16 protein-coding genes are annotated in these 14965 nt (G+C 63.0%); 4 read left to right on the top strand and 12 right to left on the bottom strand.

Translation table 11 applies throughout. From position 1 onward, the window contains the following. Positions 1 to 55 precede the first annotated feature (55 nt). Together HBE63_RS04775 and HBE63_RS04770 are read left to right on the top strand one after the other, a co-directional pair. Positions 56 to 820, top strand: a complete 765-nt coding sequence (locus HBE63_RS04775; RefSeq protein ID WP_166903698.1) for a DUF222 domain-containing protein — start codon at positions 56 to 58, stop codon at positions 818 to 820. After that, the gene (locus HBE63_RS04770) at positions 774 to 1439 is read left to right on the top strand and encodes an HNH endonuclease signature motif containing protein (RefSeq protein WP_166903696.1); all 666 of its coding nucleotides are present in this window, start codon (positions 774 to 776) and stop codon (positions 1437 to 1439) included. The genes HBE63_RS04775 and HBE63_RS04770 overlap by 47 nt, the downstream gene beginning before the upstream one ends. Before the next feature lie 183 nt (positions 1440 to 1622). Here HBE63_RS04770 and HBE63_RS04765 read toward each other — a convergent pair whose 3' ends face one another. The 12 genes from HBE63_RS04765 to HBE63_RS04710 form a co-directional block, all read right to left on the bottom strand. After that, positions 1623 to 2117: a CAP domain-containing protein gene (locus HBE63_RS04765; RefSeq protein WP_166903694.1), complete on the bottom strand. Its 495-nt coding sequence runs from the start codon at positions 2115 to 2117 to the stop codon at positions 1623 to 1625. Next, positions 2114 to 2500 (bottom strand): DUF732 domain-containing protein, encoded by a 387-nt coding sequence (locus HBE63_RS04760; protein ID WP_166903692.1) that lies wholly within the window; start codon positions 2498 to 2500, stop codon positions 2114 to 2116. The genes HBE63_RS04765 and HBE63_RS04760 overlap by 4 nt, the downstream gene beginning before the upstream one ends. Then, positions 2470 to 3135, bottom strand: coding sequence for a hypothetical protein (locus HBE63_RS04755; protein WP_243858512.1), 666 nt, complete (start codon positions 3133 to 3135; stop codon positions 2470 to 2472). Before HBE63_RS04755 ends, HBE63_RS04760 begins: the two co-directional genes overlap by 31 nt. Next, a complete protein-coding gene (locus HBE63_RS04750) occupies positions 3132 to 3725 on the bottom strand; it encodes a mammalian cell entry protein (protein WP_166903691.1) in 594 nt (197 codons plus the stop codon). The genes HBE63_RS04755 and HBE63_RS04750 overlap by 4 nt, the downstream gene beginning before the upstream one ends. Continuing rightward, positions 3689 to 5149, bottom strand: a complete 1461-nt coding sequence (locus HBE63_RS04745; RefSeq protein ID WP_166903689.1) for an MCE family protein — start codon at positions 5147 to 5149, stop codon at positions 3689 to 3691. Before HBE63_RS04745 ends, HBE63_RS04750 begins: the two co-directional genes overlap by 37 nt. A 1-nt stretch (position 5150) precedes the next feature. Beyond that, the gene (locus HBE63_RS04740) at positions 5151 to 6281 is read right to left on the bottom strand and encodes an MCE family protein (RefSeq protein ID WP_166909388.1); all 1131 of its coding nucleotides are present in this window, start codon (positions 6279 to 6281) and stop codon (positions 5151 to 5153) included. 38 nt (positions 6282 to 6319) lie between these two features. Beyond that, positions 6320 to 7621: a virulence factor Mce family protein gene (locus tag HBE63_RS04735; protein ID WP_166903687.1), complete on the bottom strand. Its 1302-nt coding sequence runs from the start codon at positions 7619 to 7621 to the stop codon at positions 6320 to 6322. After that, positions 7618 to 8934, bottom strand: a complete 1317-nt coding sequence (locus HBE63_RS04730) for an MCE family protein (protein ID WP_166903685.1) — start codon at positions 8932 to 8934, stop codon at positions 7618 to 7620. The genes HBE63_RS04735 and HBE63_RS04730 overlap by 4 nt, the downstream gene beginning before the upstream one ends. Beyond that, positions 8931 to 9959, bottom strand: a complete 1029-nt coding sequence (locus tag HBE63_RS04725; protein WP_166903683.1) for a virulence factor Mce family protein — start codon at positions 9957 to 9959, stop codon at positions 8931 to 8933. The genes HBE63_RS04730 and HBE63_RS04725 overlap by 4 nt, the downstream gene beginning before the upstream one ends. Before the next feature lie 30 nt (positions 9960 to 9989). After that, positions 9990 to 11414 (bottom strand): MCE family protein, encoded by a 1425-nt coding sequence (locus HBE63_RS04720; protein ID WP_166903681.1) that lies wholly within the window; start codon positions 11412 to 11414, stop codon positions 9990 to 9992. A gap of 3 nt (positions 11415 to 11417) precedes the next feature. Beyond that, positions 11418 to 12209 (bottom strand): ABC transporter permease, encoded by a 792-nt coding sequence (locus tag HBE63_RS04715; RefSeq protein ID WP_243858510.1) that lies wholly within the window; start codon positions 12207 to 12209, stop codon positions 11418 to 11420. A 70-nt stretch (positions 12210 to 12279) separates the two neighbouring features. Further along, positions 12280 to 12993 carry an ABC transporter permease gene (locus HBE63_RS04710; protein ID WP_243858685.1) on the bottom strand — a complete coding sequence of 238 codons (714 nt, stop codon included), beginning with the start codon at positions 12991 to 12993 and terminating at the stop codon, positions 12280 to 12282. Positions 12994 to 13317: 324 nt separating this feature from the next. Here HBE63_RS04710 and HBE63_RS04705 point away from each other — a divergent pair, with 324 nt between their 5' ends. Beyond that, on the top strand, positions 13318 to 13968 hold the full coding sequence (locus tag HBE63_RS04705) for a TetR/AcrR family transcriptional regulator (protein ID WP_166903677.1): 651 nt from the start codon (positions 13318 to 13320) through the stop codon (positions 13966 to 13968). A 148-nt stretch (positions 13969 to 14116) separates the two neighbouring features. Continuing rightward, positions 14117 to 14959 carry a hypothetical protein gene (locus tag HBE63_RS04700; protein WP_166903675.1) on the top strand — a complete coding sequence of 281 codons (843 nt, stop codon included), beginning with the start codon at positions 14117 to 14119 and terminating at the stop codon, positions 14957 to 14959. The last annotated feature ends 6 nt before the right edge of the window (positions 14960 to 14965 follow it).

Here is a 14965-nt window from a genome sequence, read left to right as displayed (position 1 = left end):
AGCGACAGCCCGAAAAAGGTTGCCCAGCTGTATATTCATCACTAGACTAGAACATGTGTTCGAATTGCTCGACCGGCCGGTGCTCAGTGAATTCACCGACGCTGCGCTGATCGACTGCCTCGACCACCACACCCGTACCGAAGCCACCGAAGCCGCTCAGCGCCTGGCCGTCATCGCCGAGATCGTGGCCCGCCACTGCGACGACGAGGACGAGACGTCCGCCCACCTTGCGATCGACGGCTGGGAAACCGCCACCGCCGCAGTCAGCGCCGCCTGCAACCTGAGTCGCCGTGCCGCCTCCGCCCAGATGCGCATCGCTCAAGCACTGCGCGATCGGCTTCCCAAAGTCGCCGCCGTGTTCGCCCGCGGCGACATCTCGGCCGCCGTGGTCTCCACCATCACCTGGCGCACCAAACTCGTCACCGACGACGACGCATTGGCATTGATCGACACCGCACTGGCCGGCGCCGCCACCACCTACGGTGCGCTGACCACCACCAAAGCCGAACAAGCCATCGACATCTGGGTGGAGAAATTCGACCCCGCCGCCGTACGCAGAACCCGCACCGCCGCCCGCGAACGCGACATCCATTTCGGCGACCCCGACGACCCCAACGGCACCGTGTCCATCTGGGGACGACTTCTGGCCACCGACGCCGCCCTGCTCAAAAACCTCCTCACCGCCATGGTCCGCGGAGTCTGCGACAACGACCCCCGGACCATCGGGCAACCCCGACTGCGACGCCACCGGCGTCGACCCCCGCTCCCGCGCCGTGATGATCCATCTCCTCGCACAAATCCTGCCCCAAAGCGCCGATGACACCCACAACGCCGCGGACCACAACGGGACACAGACCCGAGACGAAGGCGATGACCGCACGGGCCCTGACGCCGCGGTCGAGATACCTACCGACGAGCCCGCCGCCCCGGCGCAACCACCCCGCGACCCACGCCTCCACGGCGAACCCGACCCCAGCGATCACACCGCCGACCGCGCACCCACCGTAACCGGCGGCCCCGCAGTCATTCTCGGTGGCGGGATCGTGCCCGCACCCCTGCTTGCCGAACTGATCGCCACCGGCGCCACCGTCAAGTACCTCACCAACTCCGAGGACCTCGCCGCCGAAACCCGCTACCGGCCCTCAACAAAACTGGCCACATTCGTCCGGATGCGTGATCTCGTGTGCATGTTCCCCGGCTGCGGAGTACCAGCCCACAATTGCGATCTCGACCACGCCACCCCTTGGCCGGCCGGCCACACCCATCCCGGCAATCTCGGCCCCAAGTGCCGAACGCACCACCTGATCAAAACATTCGAAACCGGCGAAAACGGCTGGACCGACATCCAGCACCCCGACGGCAGCCACACGTGGACCTCCCCCACCGGCCACAAAACTCGACTGCTCCTCAGCCACACTGCCGGCGCGGATCGAGGGTGAATCCATCGCGTGTCACCTCTACTTCATCGTGGCGGCCGGCGCCATGCGTCATCGAGACCGGCGGCGTATCAACCGGCATGCGTGACATGATGCTGGCTTGCACCCCCGGAAACACCCACCGCTGGGGGGAATTCGCTCCTCCGACCCGGGGATTGATTCCTGGACGGGGAGGTGTTGATGTCGTCAGGGATCGGGGCTGCCGTAGACCGCGACGAGCACCGAGCGATCGAGGCTGTTCTCCGACCAGACACCGATTCTCGTGAAGCCGCAATCCTGCATGATCGCCAGGTAGTCACGCCGGTGATACCACTGATTGATCACGTCGAGGTTATTGATCGCCAACGCCGGGTTGATCGCGATGGTCTGGGCCACTCGTCCACGAAACCCCGCGTTGGCCGCCCGAACTTGTGGTGTCGACCCATCCGACCCGGTGTCACCGTCGACGGATCGGTTGTTGAGGACGTCGAGGGTGTGCCAGTGGGCGGCTTCCAGCAGGCGCGGATCTACGGTGATGTTGTTGGCGCAGCCAGCTTGGCGTTGGACGGTGTAGACGTTGGCGACAACACTGCTGTTGAGGCGTCGGTTATCGGCTGCCGCACCTGGTGCATGCAGCAATGCGGTCACAGTGAGCACGCCGCATTGGGCCAGGATGGCTAGCCGCCGGGCAATGATTGTCATTTCACCTCGCCAGGTCGATAGCCGGCCGCTGAATTCCGCAGCTGCCAGATCAATTCGGGGCACAGCTCGTTGACGGCCTGCATCACCAGATAGGACGCGTGGAACTCGTCGCTGGTGTCGAAGTCACGCTCGATGTCGCCGACGAGTTGGCGGTAGGCAGTTCCGGCTGCCACCTTCGAACAGATGTCGTGCCCATAAACCAGCGCCGCGTCAGGGCCCGCGAAGTTGTAGCCGGGGCGCACGGTGACGTTGACCAAGTACACGAAATCGTCTGCTGCGGCACGTGGCGCTGCCGTTGTCGCTGTCGCCGCGCCCATCGCAGCGGTAATCAACACGAGCGCCGTCGGCCGACTCAGATCGGGGTGAAATCGGAAACGAGCCATCGCTCCCCCACTTTGTCCAGCGTCACCCTGACAGTCGAGGCTGTCGCGGTCGGCGGATCAGCGCCCACGATCGTCGTTTGGTTCACGAAGACCATCACCACCGCTCGCTTGGCGGTCGCCGAAACCACCGAGGCGGCAGGCACTGTCGCCACCGCGGAGATCTGCTTCTGCTGGGCGCCCGGTATCACGACATCGTGGGTCAGCGCGTTGTAGGAATCCTTGAACGCCCCGGTGAGTCCTTCGCCCGCTGCCTCCAGATCCTTCTGCACGGTATCGGGCTTGTAGGACAATATCTTGATCGTGCTGTCGGTAGCAGCCGGAACAGCGCTGACGCTGGCGGCCTGGGCGGCGCGCAGCGAACTGTCTTTCCACAGCAGATACCCCGCGCATGCAGCCAGGCCGACGATGAGGACCGGAATAATTCCGTAGGTCAACCACATGACCGCTCGTCGAGATGAACTCCCGGCGCGTTCCTCGGCCGTGGCTGGTTCCGAGACCGCTTCGCCCGCAGATTCGTCGGCGTCGTCACGAGTCTCTTCGCCGGGCTCCACCCGCGCGTGCTCTACGAAATCATCACCGGAATCGATATCGACATCAGATTCAGACGTTCCCTTGGTCTTGAGCCTAGTGATCACGCCACGAACCCCACATTCGTCACCTTCGCGACATCACCGACTTTCTGCACATCGATGCGCATACGCCACAGCTTCGGACGCTGCTCGGGCGCAGCGACATTCGACGTCCTCACCGACACCGCCACCAACACCCTGGCCGAATCCCCAGACACAGATTCAATCCCGGCGTCAGTCACCGTTCCCTGCGTCTTGGACTGAGTCTTTTTCACCACTTCCTCAAATGCCGGCGCCCGCTGCTCGAAATCGTCGTAAAACGTTCCGATCGACCCATCCAATACTCGCTGAATGTCAGCTTCCACATGCGCGAAGTCCATGGTGGTCAGATTCAACGCACCCTGACGGCCTCCCTGCAGGAACATGTCGTTGAGCCGCTGAGCCTGTTCGGATCGATGGGTGTGCCAACCAAGCCACCCGGTCAATCCACCGATGACCACGAGAGTGAGCACTCCCACCAGCAGCGGACCACGCACCCCCCTGCCCCGACGTGCGACCCGAGATCGAAAATTGTTGCGGGCCTTGGGCTCATAACCGGTGAATTCGGCGCCGGGCTCAGCTACTTCGTCGCTGGCGGGGTCAGCATCGACTGCCATGTTTGCTCCTTTGATCCGTTGTCAGCCAAATCGGCCTGGGTGTACACCTGACCGTCTGGTCCTAGATAGGTGCCTGTCGCCGGGTCGTAGCGGGCTACCGCCATCGGTACCGGCTCGCCCTCGGCAGGTGCGGCCGGCGGGCCCTGCCCTGGACCCAAATCGGGGATGGGCTGGCCCGACAGGGTTGCGTTGGGGTCGCCCTTCCAGTTGTAGCCGTCGTTGAGGGGCACGAAATTCTCGTCGCTCTCACAAAGTTTCACCGTCGGTGCGCGTTTACCCGGCACCGTCTCACACGGCAGGTTGCGCGCACCGCGGACGTTGAACACTGAATCCTGCGGGGTGCGGCAGTACAGGTCACCGGCTGGGCGTTCCGGGTAGTCCTGGAAGGACGGGGGGCGGCGTTGCTGTGCCGGTAGGAATCCCGTGGTGCACGGTGGTGGCAGGTTGATGTTGGTGTTGAAGGCCAGATAGATGCCCTTATGGGCCTTGTCCTTATTGTCACGGTTGGCCAGGTTGGGCCCCTGTAGTTGGGCGATGCCCTGAGGTAAGAGAACGAGCAGTTGCTCGATATCTGGCTGATAGGTCAGGGCCACCTGGTTGAGGCTCACCAAGTTGGCCAACAGGATCGGCAGCGTCGGCTGAACCCGCTGTAGCAGTTCGCGGGCCTCTGCAGCCGCCGGCGCTCCGTGCTCGATGAGACCGGCAACATCGCCATTGTGCTGTCTGAGTTGGTCGGTGACCGAGGCCAGGTTCGCCGCCCACGCCTCGATCGAATCGGCGGTGTGGGTTTGCGAGTCGGCGACCGGCTGCCACTGGTCGATCAAGGTGGTCAGTGAGTCCAGGTTCTTCCTGGCATCGGAGGCCAGCGCGGTCGATCCCCGTACCAGCCGGGAGATCTCTGGCCCGAGACCTCCTACGGCGGCATATGATTCGTCGATTGCCGTCTTCAGGTTGTCATGCGGGATCGCCTGCAACCCGGTGTTGGCGGCGCCGAGCAGGCTGTTGATATCAGGTGGGATGAAGGCGTCCTTGGCGGCAATCACGTCACCGTCCTTCAGTGGTGGGGCTGCGGCGTTGCGCGGCAACAACTCGACGTACTGTTCGCCGATCGCCGATTGGCTGTGTACTTCGGCACGCAGGTCCGACGGGATGTCGATACCCGATCGAAGTGTCAAAACTGCGTGTACGCTGCCGTTCTCATTGAGGCCCACCGATTTGACCCGACCGACCTCGGTGCCGCGGTAGGTGACGTTGCCCGTCGGATACAGCCCGCCGGTGCTGTCCAGCTCAAGGGTGACCGCGTACTGGCCGATGCCGAACAGATGCGCCGGCAGTCTCATGTATCCGAAGATCATGACGGCGCCGAACACCACGGCGATCACAGCGAAGATGGCCAGCTGAATTTTGGTTCTCCGGTGAATCATGTCAACGCCCCTGATCCCAGCGATAGGGCGCCACCAGCGGATTGACCGCGGTATAGGGGCTGGGGAGCTGCCCGATGGTTCGGCCCCATTGCATTTCGAGCTCGGTCAGGTTGCCTTCCCAGCGGGTGCCGGTGAAGAACCCGGCATCGATTCGGCTCAATGTGAGATCCACGATCGCAGTCATGTTGGCGTAATCACCGCGCAGCCACTTCTCCAGGGTTTCGTTCGGGAACGGGTAGGTGGTGAGTATCGACAGCGAACGCGTCATGTTGGGGCCCGCGTTGGCCAGCGATTCCAGCACCGGGCCGAGGTTGTTGAATTCTCGGACCAGTGACTCCTTGGTCTGCCGTGTCGAATCAGCCGCCAGGGCACTGAACTTGCCGAGCTGATCCAGTGCTGCGATCAAGTTGTCGCGCTGGTCTTTGAGCACCTGCAGAGCGTCGGGAATGGTGCGTACGGCCTTGTCCAAGACGGGCTGCTGGGCGGCGAATTTGCCAGTCAGGCTGTTGAGTTTGTCGGTGGCCTCAATGATGTCGCCCGTCTGCTCATTGGTTTTCGCGACGAAGGTCTCGAGCTGGTTGATGAGGTTTCTCAGATCCGCCTCACGCCCCCTCAGCGCGGTGCTCAGCGCCGTGGTGATGTCTTGCAGCTGGCCCAGGCCGCCGCCATTGAGCAGCATCGACACCGCGGCCAGTGTCTGCTCGGTGGTCGGGTAGGTAGCCGAGTGGGCCAGCGGGATCAGCGAACCCTGGTGCAGCCGTCCCTGCGGTGCGATATCGGCCGGCGGCGCAAGCTCGACGTGCAATGATCCCAGCAGGCTCGTTTGGCCGATGGTGGCGGTGGCATTGGCCGGCAGATTCACTTCGCCGTTCATGCGCAGCGTCAATAGTGCGTGCCAGTCTTGGCGCTCGACCTTGGTGACGGTGCCCACTGTGACATCTGCGACCCGAACCCGCGAATTCGGCTGCAGATTCGTGATATCGGGTAACTGCACCTGGATGTCGAAAGCGCCCGGCCCACCGCCTTCGGTTCCCGGCAGCGACACCGAGTTCAGGCCGCGCCAATTGCCGCAGCCGACGACGCTGAGGGCGATCGTTGTGGTCCCAACCGTGCCTGCGACCAGTCGCTTCATCACCGTCGTCGACATCTTCAGCCACGCAGTGGCATTCGTCATGATCCTGCTCCCGTCGGAACCATCAGGCCGGGCAACCCGGCGGTTGGGTCGCTGCTGTGATCGGGCGGCGCTGCCTCGGCGGGCAGTGGTGCCGGTTCTGGGCTAGGCGCCGCAGACTCCGCAGGCGGAATGTAGTCGGGGCGCAGCCAATCCTCGCTGTAGGTGACCTCATTGGGTCGTGCCTGAGCACCGACGAAGGCGTTCTCCCCGAACGGCGGAAAGTTGAACTGGCGATTTTTGACGATGGGCGCCAGGTATTGCACACACAACTTCGCTGATTGCTCGGCGCCGAGCCGCGATGCCGCCTCGACCGCGCCGCAAATGAATGAGATCGGATCGGAGAAGTTGTTGACCGCCAGCGCACCGGTCAGTGAGCCGCTCGCCGGCTCGTAGATGTTGCCGAAATTGGCCAGGGTGGTAGGAAATATGTGCAGGGACTGTTTGATGTCGTCGAGACTTTGCACCAGCGCCGTGCTGATCGATGCCAGTGTGTCCGACGTCGTTCCCACCGCGTCCCGGTTTTCGGCCACGAAGCTTTTCACGTCGACAGCCAACGCACCCAAATCAGCAATCGCCTGCCCCACCTCGTCGGGGCTGTCGGCGAGCAGTGCGCTCACCGCGGCCAGATTGCGGTTGAGCGTAGACATCACATCGGTGCTGTCATGCAGTGCCGAAACCAAAGTGGCGAGGTTGGTCAGGGTGGAGAAGACGTCGTCCTTGTGATCGCTGAGCGTGGTCACCGTTTTGGACAGCTTCAGCAGGGAATCGTGGATGTTGGCGCCTTCACCGCGCAGGTTGTCGGCCGCGGTGTTGATGAAGTTGCCCAGGGCACTGGTGCCGCCGGACCCCTGGGGCTGCAGCGTCCGGGTCAGCTTCTCGAACTGCACTCGAAAGTCGTCCCAGCTCACCGGTACTGCGGTCCGCTCGATCGGTACAACAGCTTCATCGGGCAATTGGGGACCGGATTCATAGGGCGGGGTCAGCTGGATCGCCCGTCCCGTCACCAGCTGCGGTGAGAGGATCGCGGCGGTGACATCTGCCGGGACCTTGTATTCCTTGTCCACCCAGAACGTCACCTTGGCACGTTCGGCTTGCGGTTCGATCTGGCTGACCTTGCCGACCGGCACGCCCAGGATCATCACGTCGTCCCCGACAAACAACCCGTTGCTGTTCTCGAAGTAGGCGGTAACGGTGGTGCGAGCAGTTGGGCCGTTCATCCGGAACGCCAAGAGCACTCCGGCCGTCAAGACGACCACCAGGCCCGTCGTCAGCACCAGTTGTGTTTTGCTGATCCTCATTGTCCTTCACCTGCCGGAGTCGGGTTCATGGGCTCGCCGGGCGCGGGTACGAAGACCGGGCTCGGTGTGGGCTCCGGTGTCGATTCCAGCCCGGGGATCGGTGGTGCTGGCGGTCCCGGCGGCGGGCCGCCCGGGTCGGGGGCGGGTTCAGGCTCCCGGTATGGGTACCGCGGATCGCCGGGCTTTCCGGTGATCGCGTCGGGCAGATTCAGGCGTGGTTCTCCGCCTTGCCCGGTGCGCGGGAACGGCACCGGCAATGCCGGGGTACCCGGCTGTCCCACCGGCGGGTCGACGCGCTGGGAGGGAAGTAGCGTCGCGGGGTCCAGGCCGAGGTCGGAGAACGCCGCATCGATGAACGGCTGTGCGATCTGGCCAGGGATCAGGTTGGGAATATAGGCCTTGAAGAACGGGCCCGAGCCCACCGATTCCCCCAGCGACAACGCATACTTGTTGAGGAGTTTGACGGCCTCTTGCAGCCGCTCCTTGCGATTGTCGATGATCGTCAATACGCCGTTGAGCTTGTCGAGCATCGGGTGCAGCTGCTGACGATTGTCGGCGATGAACCCTCTCAATTGCGTTGCAGCCCTGCTGATGTCCTGTGACACCCGGTCAAGCGCATCGCTTTGAGTGCGTAACTCGGCGAGTAGCGCGTTGCTGTCACGTACCAGGCCGACGACCTGGTCACTGCGGTTGGCCAGGACAGCGGTCGCCTTGCGCGCATTGGTAAGCAGGTTGCGCAGCGCGCTGTCGCGCTTGTTGATCGTCTCGGAAAGCCGTGCCACGCCGGCCACGGCGATCTTGACATCGGGTGGTGTGCCGGCGAAGGTCCGCGCCATCGTGTCGAGTGCGACTGAAAGGTTGTCGGTGTTGAGCCCTTCAACAGTGGTGGCCAAGTCACCCAACGCATCGGGCAGCTGGTATGGCGACGTTGTGCGTTCCAGCGGAATGGTTTCGTGCAGTTGACCGTTGCCTCGCGGGATGACGTCGATCACCTTCGTTCCCAGCAGGCTCTTCACCTTGATTGCAGCTTCGCTCTGCTCGCCGAGCCGGATTCCGCTGTCGACGGTGAAATCGACCAGGACCTTCCTGCCGTCGAGTCTGATGCGGTGCACCTTGCCGACGGCGAAACCCGAGACTCGTACGGTGGCACCGGTATTGAGGCCGCCTGCGTCGGCGAAATATGCCGAATACTCTTTGGTGTTGCTGAGCATCGGCAGCTTGTCGAAGTTCAGCGCGGCGGCCGCTATGACGATCGTGATGGCAATGCCGATCAGACCGATCGTGCGCGGGTTGCGTTCTGAGAAGGACTTCATTTCGCTGCGCACCGTCCTGTCACCTGTTCGGCGAGCTTGACGTAAACGGGTTGTCCTCCTTTGCCGTTGAGCTTCAAGATCAGGTCACAGATGTAGAAGCTGAAATAGTCGCCGTACATCGCCTGCCTGCCGAGCACCCGGTACTTGTCGGGAAGGGTGTTGAGAATGTTGTCGAGATACTCGTGATCGGCGACGGCGATCGAGGCGACCCGGTCGGTCTGGGTGACCACGTTCTGCAGTGGCGGACGGGCTTGGGACATCAGGTCGGCGATCTCGGCGGCTGCGTTGTCGCTGTGTGCGATGGCAGCGGTGATGTCGGTCCTGCGCGCCGATAGCCCGGCTACCAAATCCGACAGTGAGGTGACCGCTTTGTCGAATTGGTCGCTTTGGCCACCGAGCGAACCTAGGAGGGCGTTGAGGTTGCCGATGACCTCGCCGATGAGCTGGTCACGATCGGCCAGCGTGGAGGTCATCGCCGCTGTCTGGTTCAGGAAGGACCCGATGGTGGCGCCTTGACCCTGGAACACCTCGATGAGCTGAGTGCTCAGCGCGTTGACCTGATCTGGGTCCAGCGCCTTGAACAACGGCCGGAACCCACCGATCAGTTCGTCGAGGTCGAGGGCGGGTTGAGTGCGCTCCACCGGAATCGTCGCGCCGGTCGCCAGGGCCTGGCCGGGTCCGTCACCCTGCTGCAGCTCCAGGTAACGACCACCGATCAAGTTGTCATACCGGATCACCGCGGTGCTCGCGGTAGTCAGGGCCACCGAGTCTTCGGCGGAGAAGTCGACGAGCACCTTGGCGTCGCTGTCGATCGAAACACCCTGCACCTGACCGACTTCCACTCCGGCGATCCGTACGAAATCCCCCTTCTTCAGGCCGCTGATGTCGGTGAACTGTGCGGTGTATTGCTTGCGCTCACCGAACCTCAGGTCAGCGAAGATCGAGAACAGGGCGAACACACCGATAGCGCAGACGGTCAAAAAGGCGACAACACGTATCAGGGTGGCGAGCACTTCTTTGTTCACGGATCGGCTCCTGTCGGGGTCGGCGGGCCATCACTGAGTCGGCGTCATGACAGCGGGTGCGGGTGGAACGAAGGGCTCCACACCTGGTGGTGGCGTGTTCGGATCCGGTGGTGGCTGATCCGAGGGCGGTGGTGCCGGCGGCAGACCTGGCCACAGTGGGGTGCCGTCGTCGGCGTACAAGTCCGCGCCGTAGGCCGGTGCTCCCGGGTACGGAACGGGTCCGGGCGCCGGTCCGCCGCCGAGATTGCGCACTATCGGTGGCTGCGGGGTTGCGCGGGTGACAGGGAAGTAGTTCGCCCAGCCGGGGAACCCGATGCCGGGGTTGGGCCGAATGTCGATACCGGTGCCCCACCCGGTGTTGGTCACCAACTGTCGTACGGGGAAGTTCTTCGCGACATCCGGCAGCGAACCGCAGCCCGGCGTTCCGCCGGGGCCACCCTTGGCTCCGATGACCGGCAGGTTGTCCGGATAGAGGTAGGGATCGTTGCCCAGCAGCAGACCGATGTCGAAGATCGCCGAGCGGCCGTTGGCGCCGAAGGCATCGACGTGGCCGTTCTGCAGCAACGAGACCGACCCATCCAGCAGACAGGTGTACTCGGGCTGGTATTTCATCAGTAGATCCGAGGTTGGAGCGAAGCCATTGACCGCATCGACAAGGTTTTTGGCGTTGGGTGCCAACAAGTCGACACCGGCCCTGCCGAACCCGATGACGTTGAGCAGCAATGTGTCAAGCTGTGCATGCTGGGTAGTGATCGTCTCGGCGGTGGTGCTGCCGGCATCGAGTATCGCGACGATGTCGTCGGCGGCACGGTCGTAGGTCGCGCTGAGGTCTCCCATCGCCTTCCAGTCCTGGCGGATCACGTCCTGGCGGGGGTTGATCGCCGACAGAACCTCACTGGAATCGGTGATCGCCTGCCCGATACGCTCGCCCTGGCCGCGAAAACCCTGGGCCAGAGCCGAAAGAACCGCATTGAGCTTGGCCGGGTCGACCATTTTCAGAACGCCGGTCAGATTCTCGAACACCGTGTTGACCTCGGTGCTGACGTTGCGCGAGTGCAACACCGCACCAGCGGCCAGGCGCTGACTGGCCGGGTTGTCCGGATAGCTCAGATCCACGTACTTCGCACCGAAAGCCGTTGTCGCGGTGATTCTCGCGTCGACATTGGCCGGGATGAACTTGATCTGATCTGGAGCGATCTCCAACTGAAGACTCACCGCGGAGGCGCCCCCGTGGATGGCACTGACACGACCCACCTCGACGCCGTGGAGTTTCACTTTCGCCCCGGTTTCCATCACCAGGCCGGCGCGGTCCGACATCAGAGTCACCGGTACGAAGTTGCGGAAGGTGCCTGCGAACATCGAACCGGTCGTGAAAAAGAAGACGCCGAGGGCGGCGACGAGGATCAGTGTCCACCAGACCGGCTTGATCCGGGCATCGTTGGGTCCCGAGTGCATAGTTCACCCCGCCAAATGGAAGTTGCCGGACTGGCCGTACAACGCCAGCGAGATCATCACCACGACGATGGCGGCCACGATCAACGAGGTCCGCACCGCGCGGCCGACGGCTTCGCCCACACCGGCCGGTCCGCCGGAGGCAGTGAACCCGTAGTAGGTATGCACCAACATGATCACCACCGTGATCGCCACGGACTGGCCGAACGACCACAGCAGATCGGTCGTGTTGAGGAACGTATTGAAATAGTGGTCGTAAACACCGGAGCCCTGCCCGTAGATCACGGTGGTACCCAACCGCGACGAAACGAACGACATGATGACCGCGACGCAGTACAGCGGGATCACCACGATGACCCCGGCGGCCACCCGTGTCGATGCCAGGTAGCTGACGCTGCGAATACCGATGACTTCCAATGCGTCGATTTCCTCGTTGATGCGCATTGCGCCCAGCTGCGCAGTCGCGCCGGCACCGATCGTGGCCGACAGTGCCACCGCCGTAGTGCCCGGCGCGATGAGCCTGACGTTGAAGAATGCCGACGCGAACCCGGTCAGCGCTTCCACACCCACCGACGCGAATTGGTTATAGCCCTGGACCGCGACCAGCGCGCCGGTGGTCGTGGTCAAAAACCCGACGATGGCCACCGTCCCGCCGACGACGGCCAACGCCCCTGCACCCAGCCCCATCGTGGCGATCAGCCGGATGAGCTCGGTGCGATAGTTCATCGCCGCGTCGCCGATCGACGCGATCGCACGGGCGTAGAACTGGGTTTGCACACCGATGTCGTTCCACGCCACCCTGATTCGTCCAACCCGACTGCTTACTCTCGGGAACCTCTGCTGGACTACAGAACTCAACTCCCCCACCTCACACCACCGTGATCTTCACGCCGACCGCTGTGGCGATCACATTGATCGCAAACAGCGCCATGAAGGTGAACACGACTGTTTCGTTGACCGCGTTGCCGACACCGGCGGGTCCGCCCCCCACAGAAATCCCCTTGTAACAGGCGATCAGACCGGCCGACAGCCCGAACAATGCGGCCTTGGCCAGCGCCACAGCGACATCGGCTCCGTGAGTCAGCACCGTCAGTCCGGCCACAAACGAGCCTGGGGGCACATGCTGGATGAAGACGGCGAAGGTGAATCCGCCGACCAACCCGACCATGATGACCGTTGCCGACAGTGCGAGTGCCACGGTGGTCGCGGCCAGCACGCGCGGTACCACCAACGCCTGGATGGGATCGATGCCCATCACCCGCATAGCGTCGAGCTCTTCGCGAATTGTCCTGGCGCCCAAGTCAGCACACATCGCTGTGGAGCCGGCGCCGGCCACGACCAGGACGGTCACGATCGGCCCGATCTGGCTCACCGTGCCGATCGCGGCCCCGGTTCCCGAGAAGTCAGCGGCCCCGAACTCGATCAGCAAGATATTGAAGGTGAACACCAGCAGCACGGTGTAAGGAATCGTCAGCATCAGTGCCGGGACCAGCGATACCCGGGCCACAAACCACGTTTGATTCAGATACTCGCGCCATGCGAAGGGAGGACGGAAAATCAGCACGAACACGTCGAGGGTCATCGCGAAAAACCCGCCGAGCGCGCCCACCGGCTTGGCCGCGGGTCCCAGCGCGATCACCGGGCGTCCCGACACACTGGCCGCGAGCGGTCGATTTGCCAAGCTGTGTGCGCGGTGCGCATAAACGGGGGCCCTTCGTTGGGAAGCACGCCGAAAATGTATGGCACAGATCACTGCGGTTTCCCCTCCTCGCGGGAGGAGATGGATCCCCCCATCGGGGCACAACCTCGCCTCGGCACGTGACAACCCACGTTGGATTGACGCCCGAGTTAGTTATTTGTGGTTCACTTATGTGAAGTGATATGCCCAGCCCAAGCCCAATGCATAATGAGTAGAGATGCACTAGGAGGTGTACTCATCGTCGTTGACTCGCCCTCCGGCACAGCAGGCGTCAGAACCCGCGATCCCGACCGCAAGAACCGGATTCTGCTGGCCGCCTCAGATCTGATTGGGCGCAAAGGCTTTCACGCGGTATCGATTGCTGACATCGGCAACGCGGCGGGTATCACCGGATCCGGGGTCTACCGCCACTTCGACAGCAAGTCGGCAATCCTGGTCGCGTTGTTCGACCGCGTGATCGACGATCTGATCGCCGAGGAACAGCGCATCCTCGACGGCAACGCCGAGCTGCCCACCGCGCTGGAGCAGCTGATCGAAGGCCAGGTCGAGTTCGTGGTCGGAGATCGTCAGCTGGCGCAGGTCTATTACAACGAGATCAACAACCTGCCCGACGAGGACCGCAGGCGGTTGCGCCGAAAGCAGCGGCTGTACCTGGAGGAGTGGGTACATCTGGTCGACGAGCTGCGCGAGGACTTGGACGACACCGAAGCACGGGTCGTCGTGCACGCCGCCATCGGCGCCATTCAATCACCGCTGTTTCACAACACAGGTCTGGCCGATGACCAGCTGCGGGTTCTGCTGACCGACTCAGCTCGCGCCATCTTGAGCACCAGCCGCGCCGGCGCAGCACGCCTTTGACGGCGCTTCGCTCGTGCACCCCCTAATGAGAGTGCATGTCCCCCCGCGGGGGATATGAGACACACATCACCGTGGATAGCGTCCTTCCTGCAGGGCGACACCCGGGCACCTCAACGCTCACCGTCGCCACGTCAACGGAGGAGCGCACATGGGCCGAATGACCACCGAGGTGATGACACATGACGTCAGCCTGCTGTGGCAGAATATTTTCACCTGGCTGAGTTGGGCGATCGCGTTGGCGATGATCGTTGTCGCCATTCAGATGGGCCGTCGGCACCGCACGCCGTTTTACCTCATCGCGTGCGTGGCAGCCGGTGTGGCCGCCTACGCCGAGCCGCTCTACGACGTGGCGTTCGACCTGTGGTTCTACGACGCGCACAACGGCCAGCCCGGTGCCGGGCTGATGCACTTTTCGGCTTTCGGTATCCCGCAGCCGAACTGGACTCACAGCGGCTACATCATCCTTTACGCCGGTGCCTGCCTGTATGCCGGAAAGCGTATCTACGAAGGCCGGTTCAACCGCAAGGGCCTGTTCGCGTTGTGGGGGCTGGAAGTTCTCACCTCCTGCGTGTTCGAAGTGATCGGCACCGGTACCGATGTGTACACCTACTACGGTCCCCATGCCCTGCGGATATGGAACTACCCGATCGTGATCGGAATCCTGGAGGGCACCCAGGTCGTGCTGTTCACCGTTGTGGCGGTACTTATCTGGCGCAAGATTTCTCGTTGGTGGGAGCTGATGAGCCTTTTCGTGGTGTTCCCAATGACTTTCTTCGGCGCCAACTTCGGTCTGGGCTATCCACTCATCATCGCGATGCATCTCGACAACGGGCTGGCATCCCCCGCACTGGTCTTCGCAGCGACATTGGTGTCGATCATCTTGTGCACCATCGTCATCTACGGGCTCACCGCCTTTCTTCCAGCCGCACCGGCTGCGGCCGGGGCGCCAACGAACCGACCTGGCCGACCAGCCCAAGCGCAGCTCGCCTGATAAGCA

This window comes from Mycobacterium sp. DL440, from assembly GCF_011745145.1.
In the GTDB taxonomy this organism is placed as follows: Bacteria; Actinomycetota; Actinomycetes; order Mycobacteriales; family Mycobacteriaceae; genus Mycobacterium.
The sequence above is the reverse complement of the archived record's forward strand: the minus strand, read 5'-3'. Positions and strand labels throughout refer to the sequence as shown.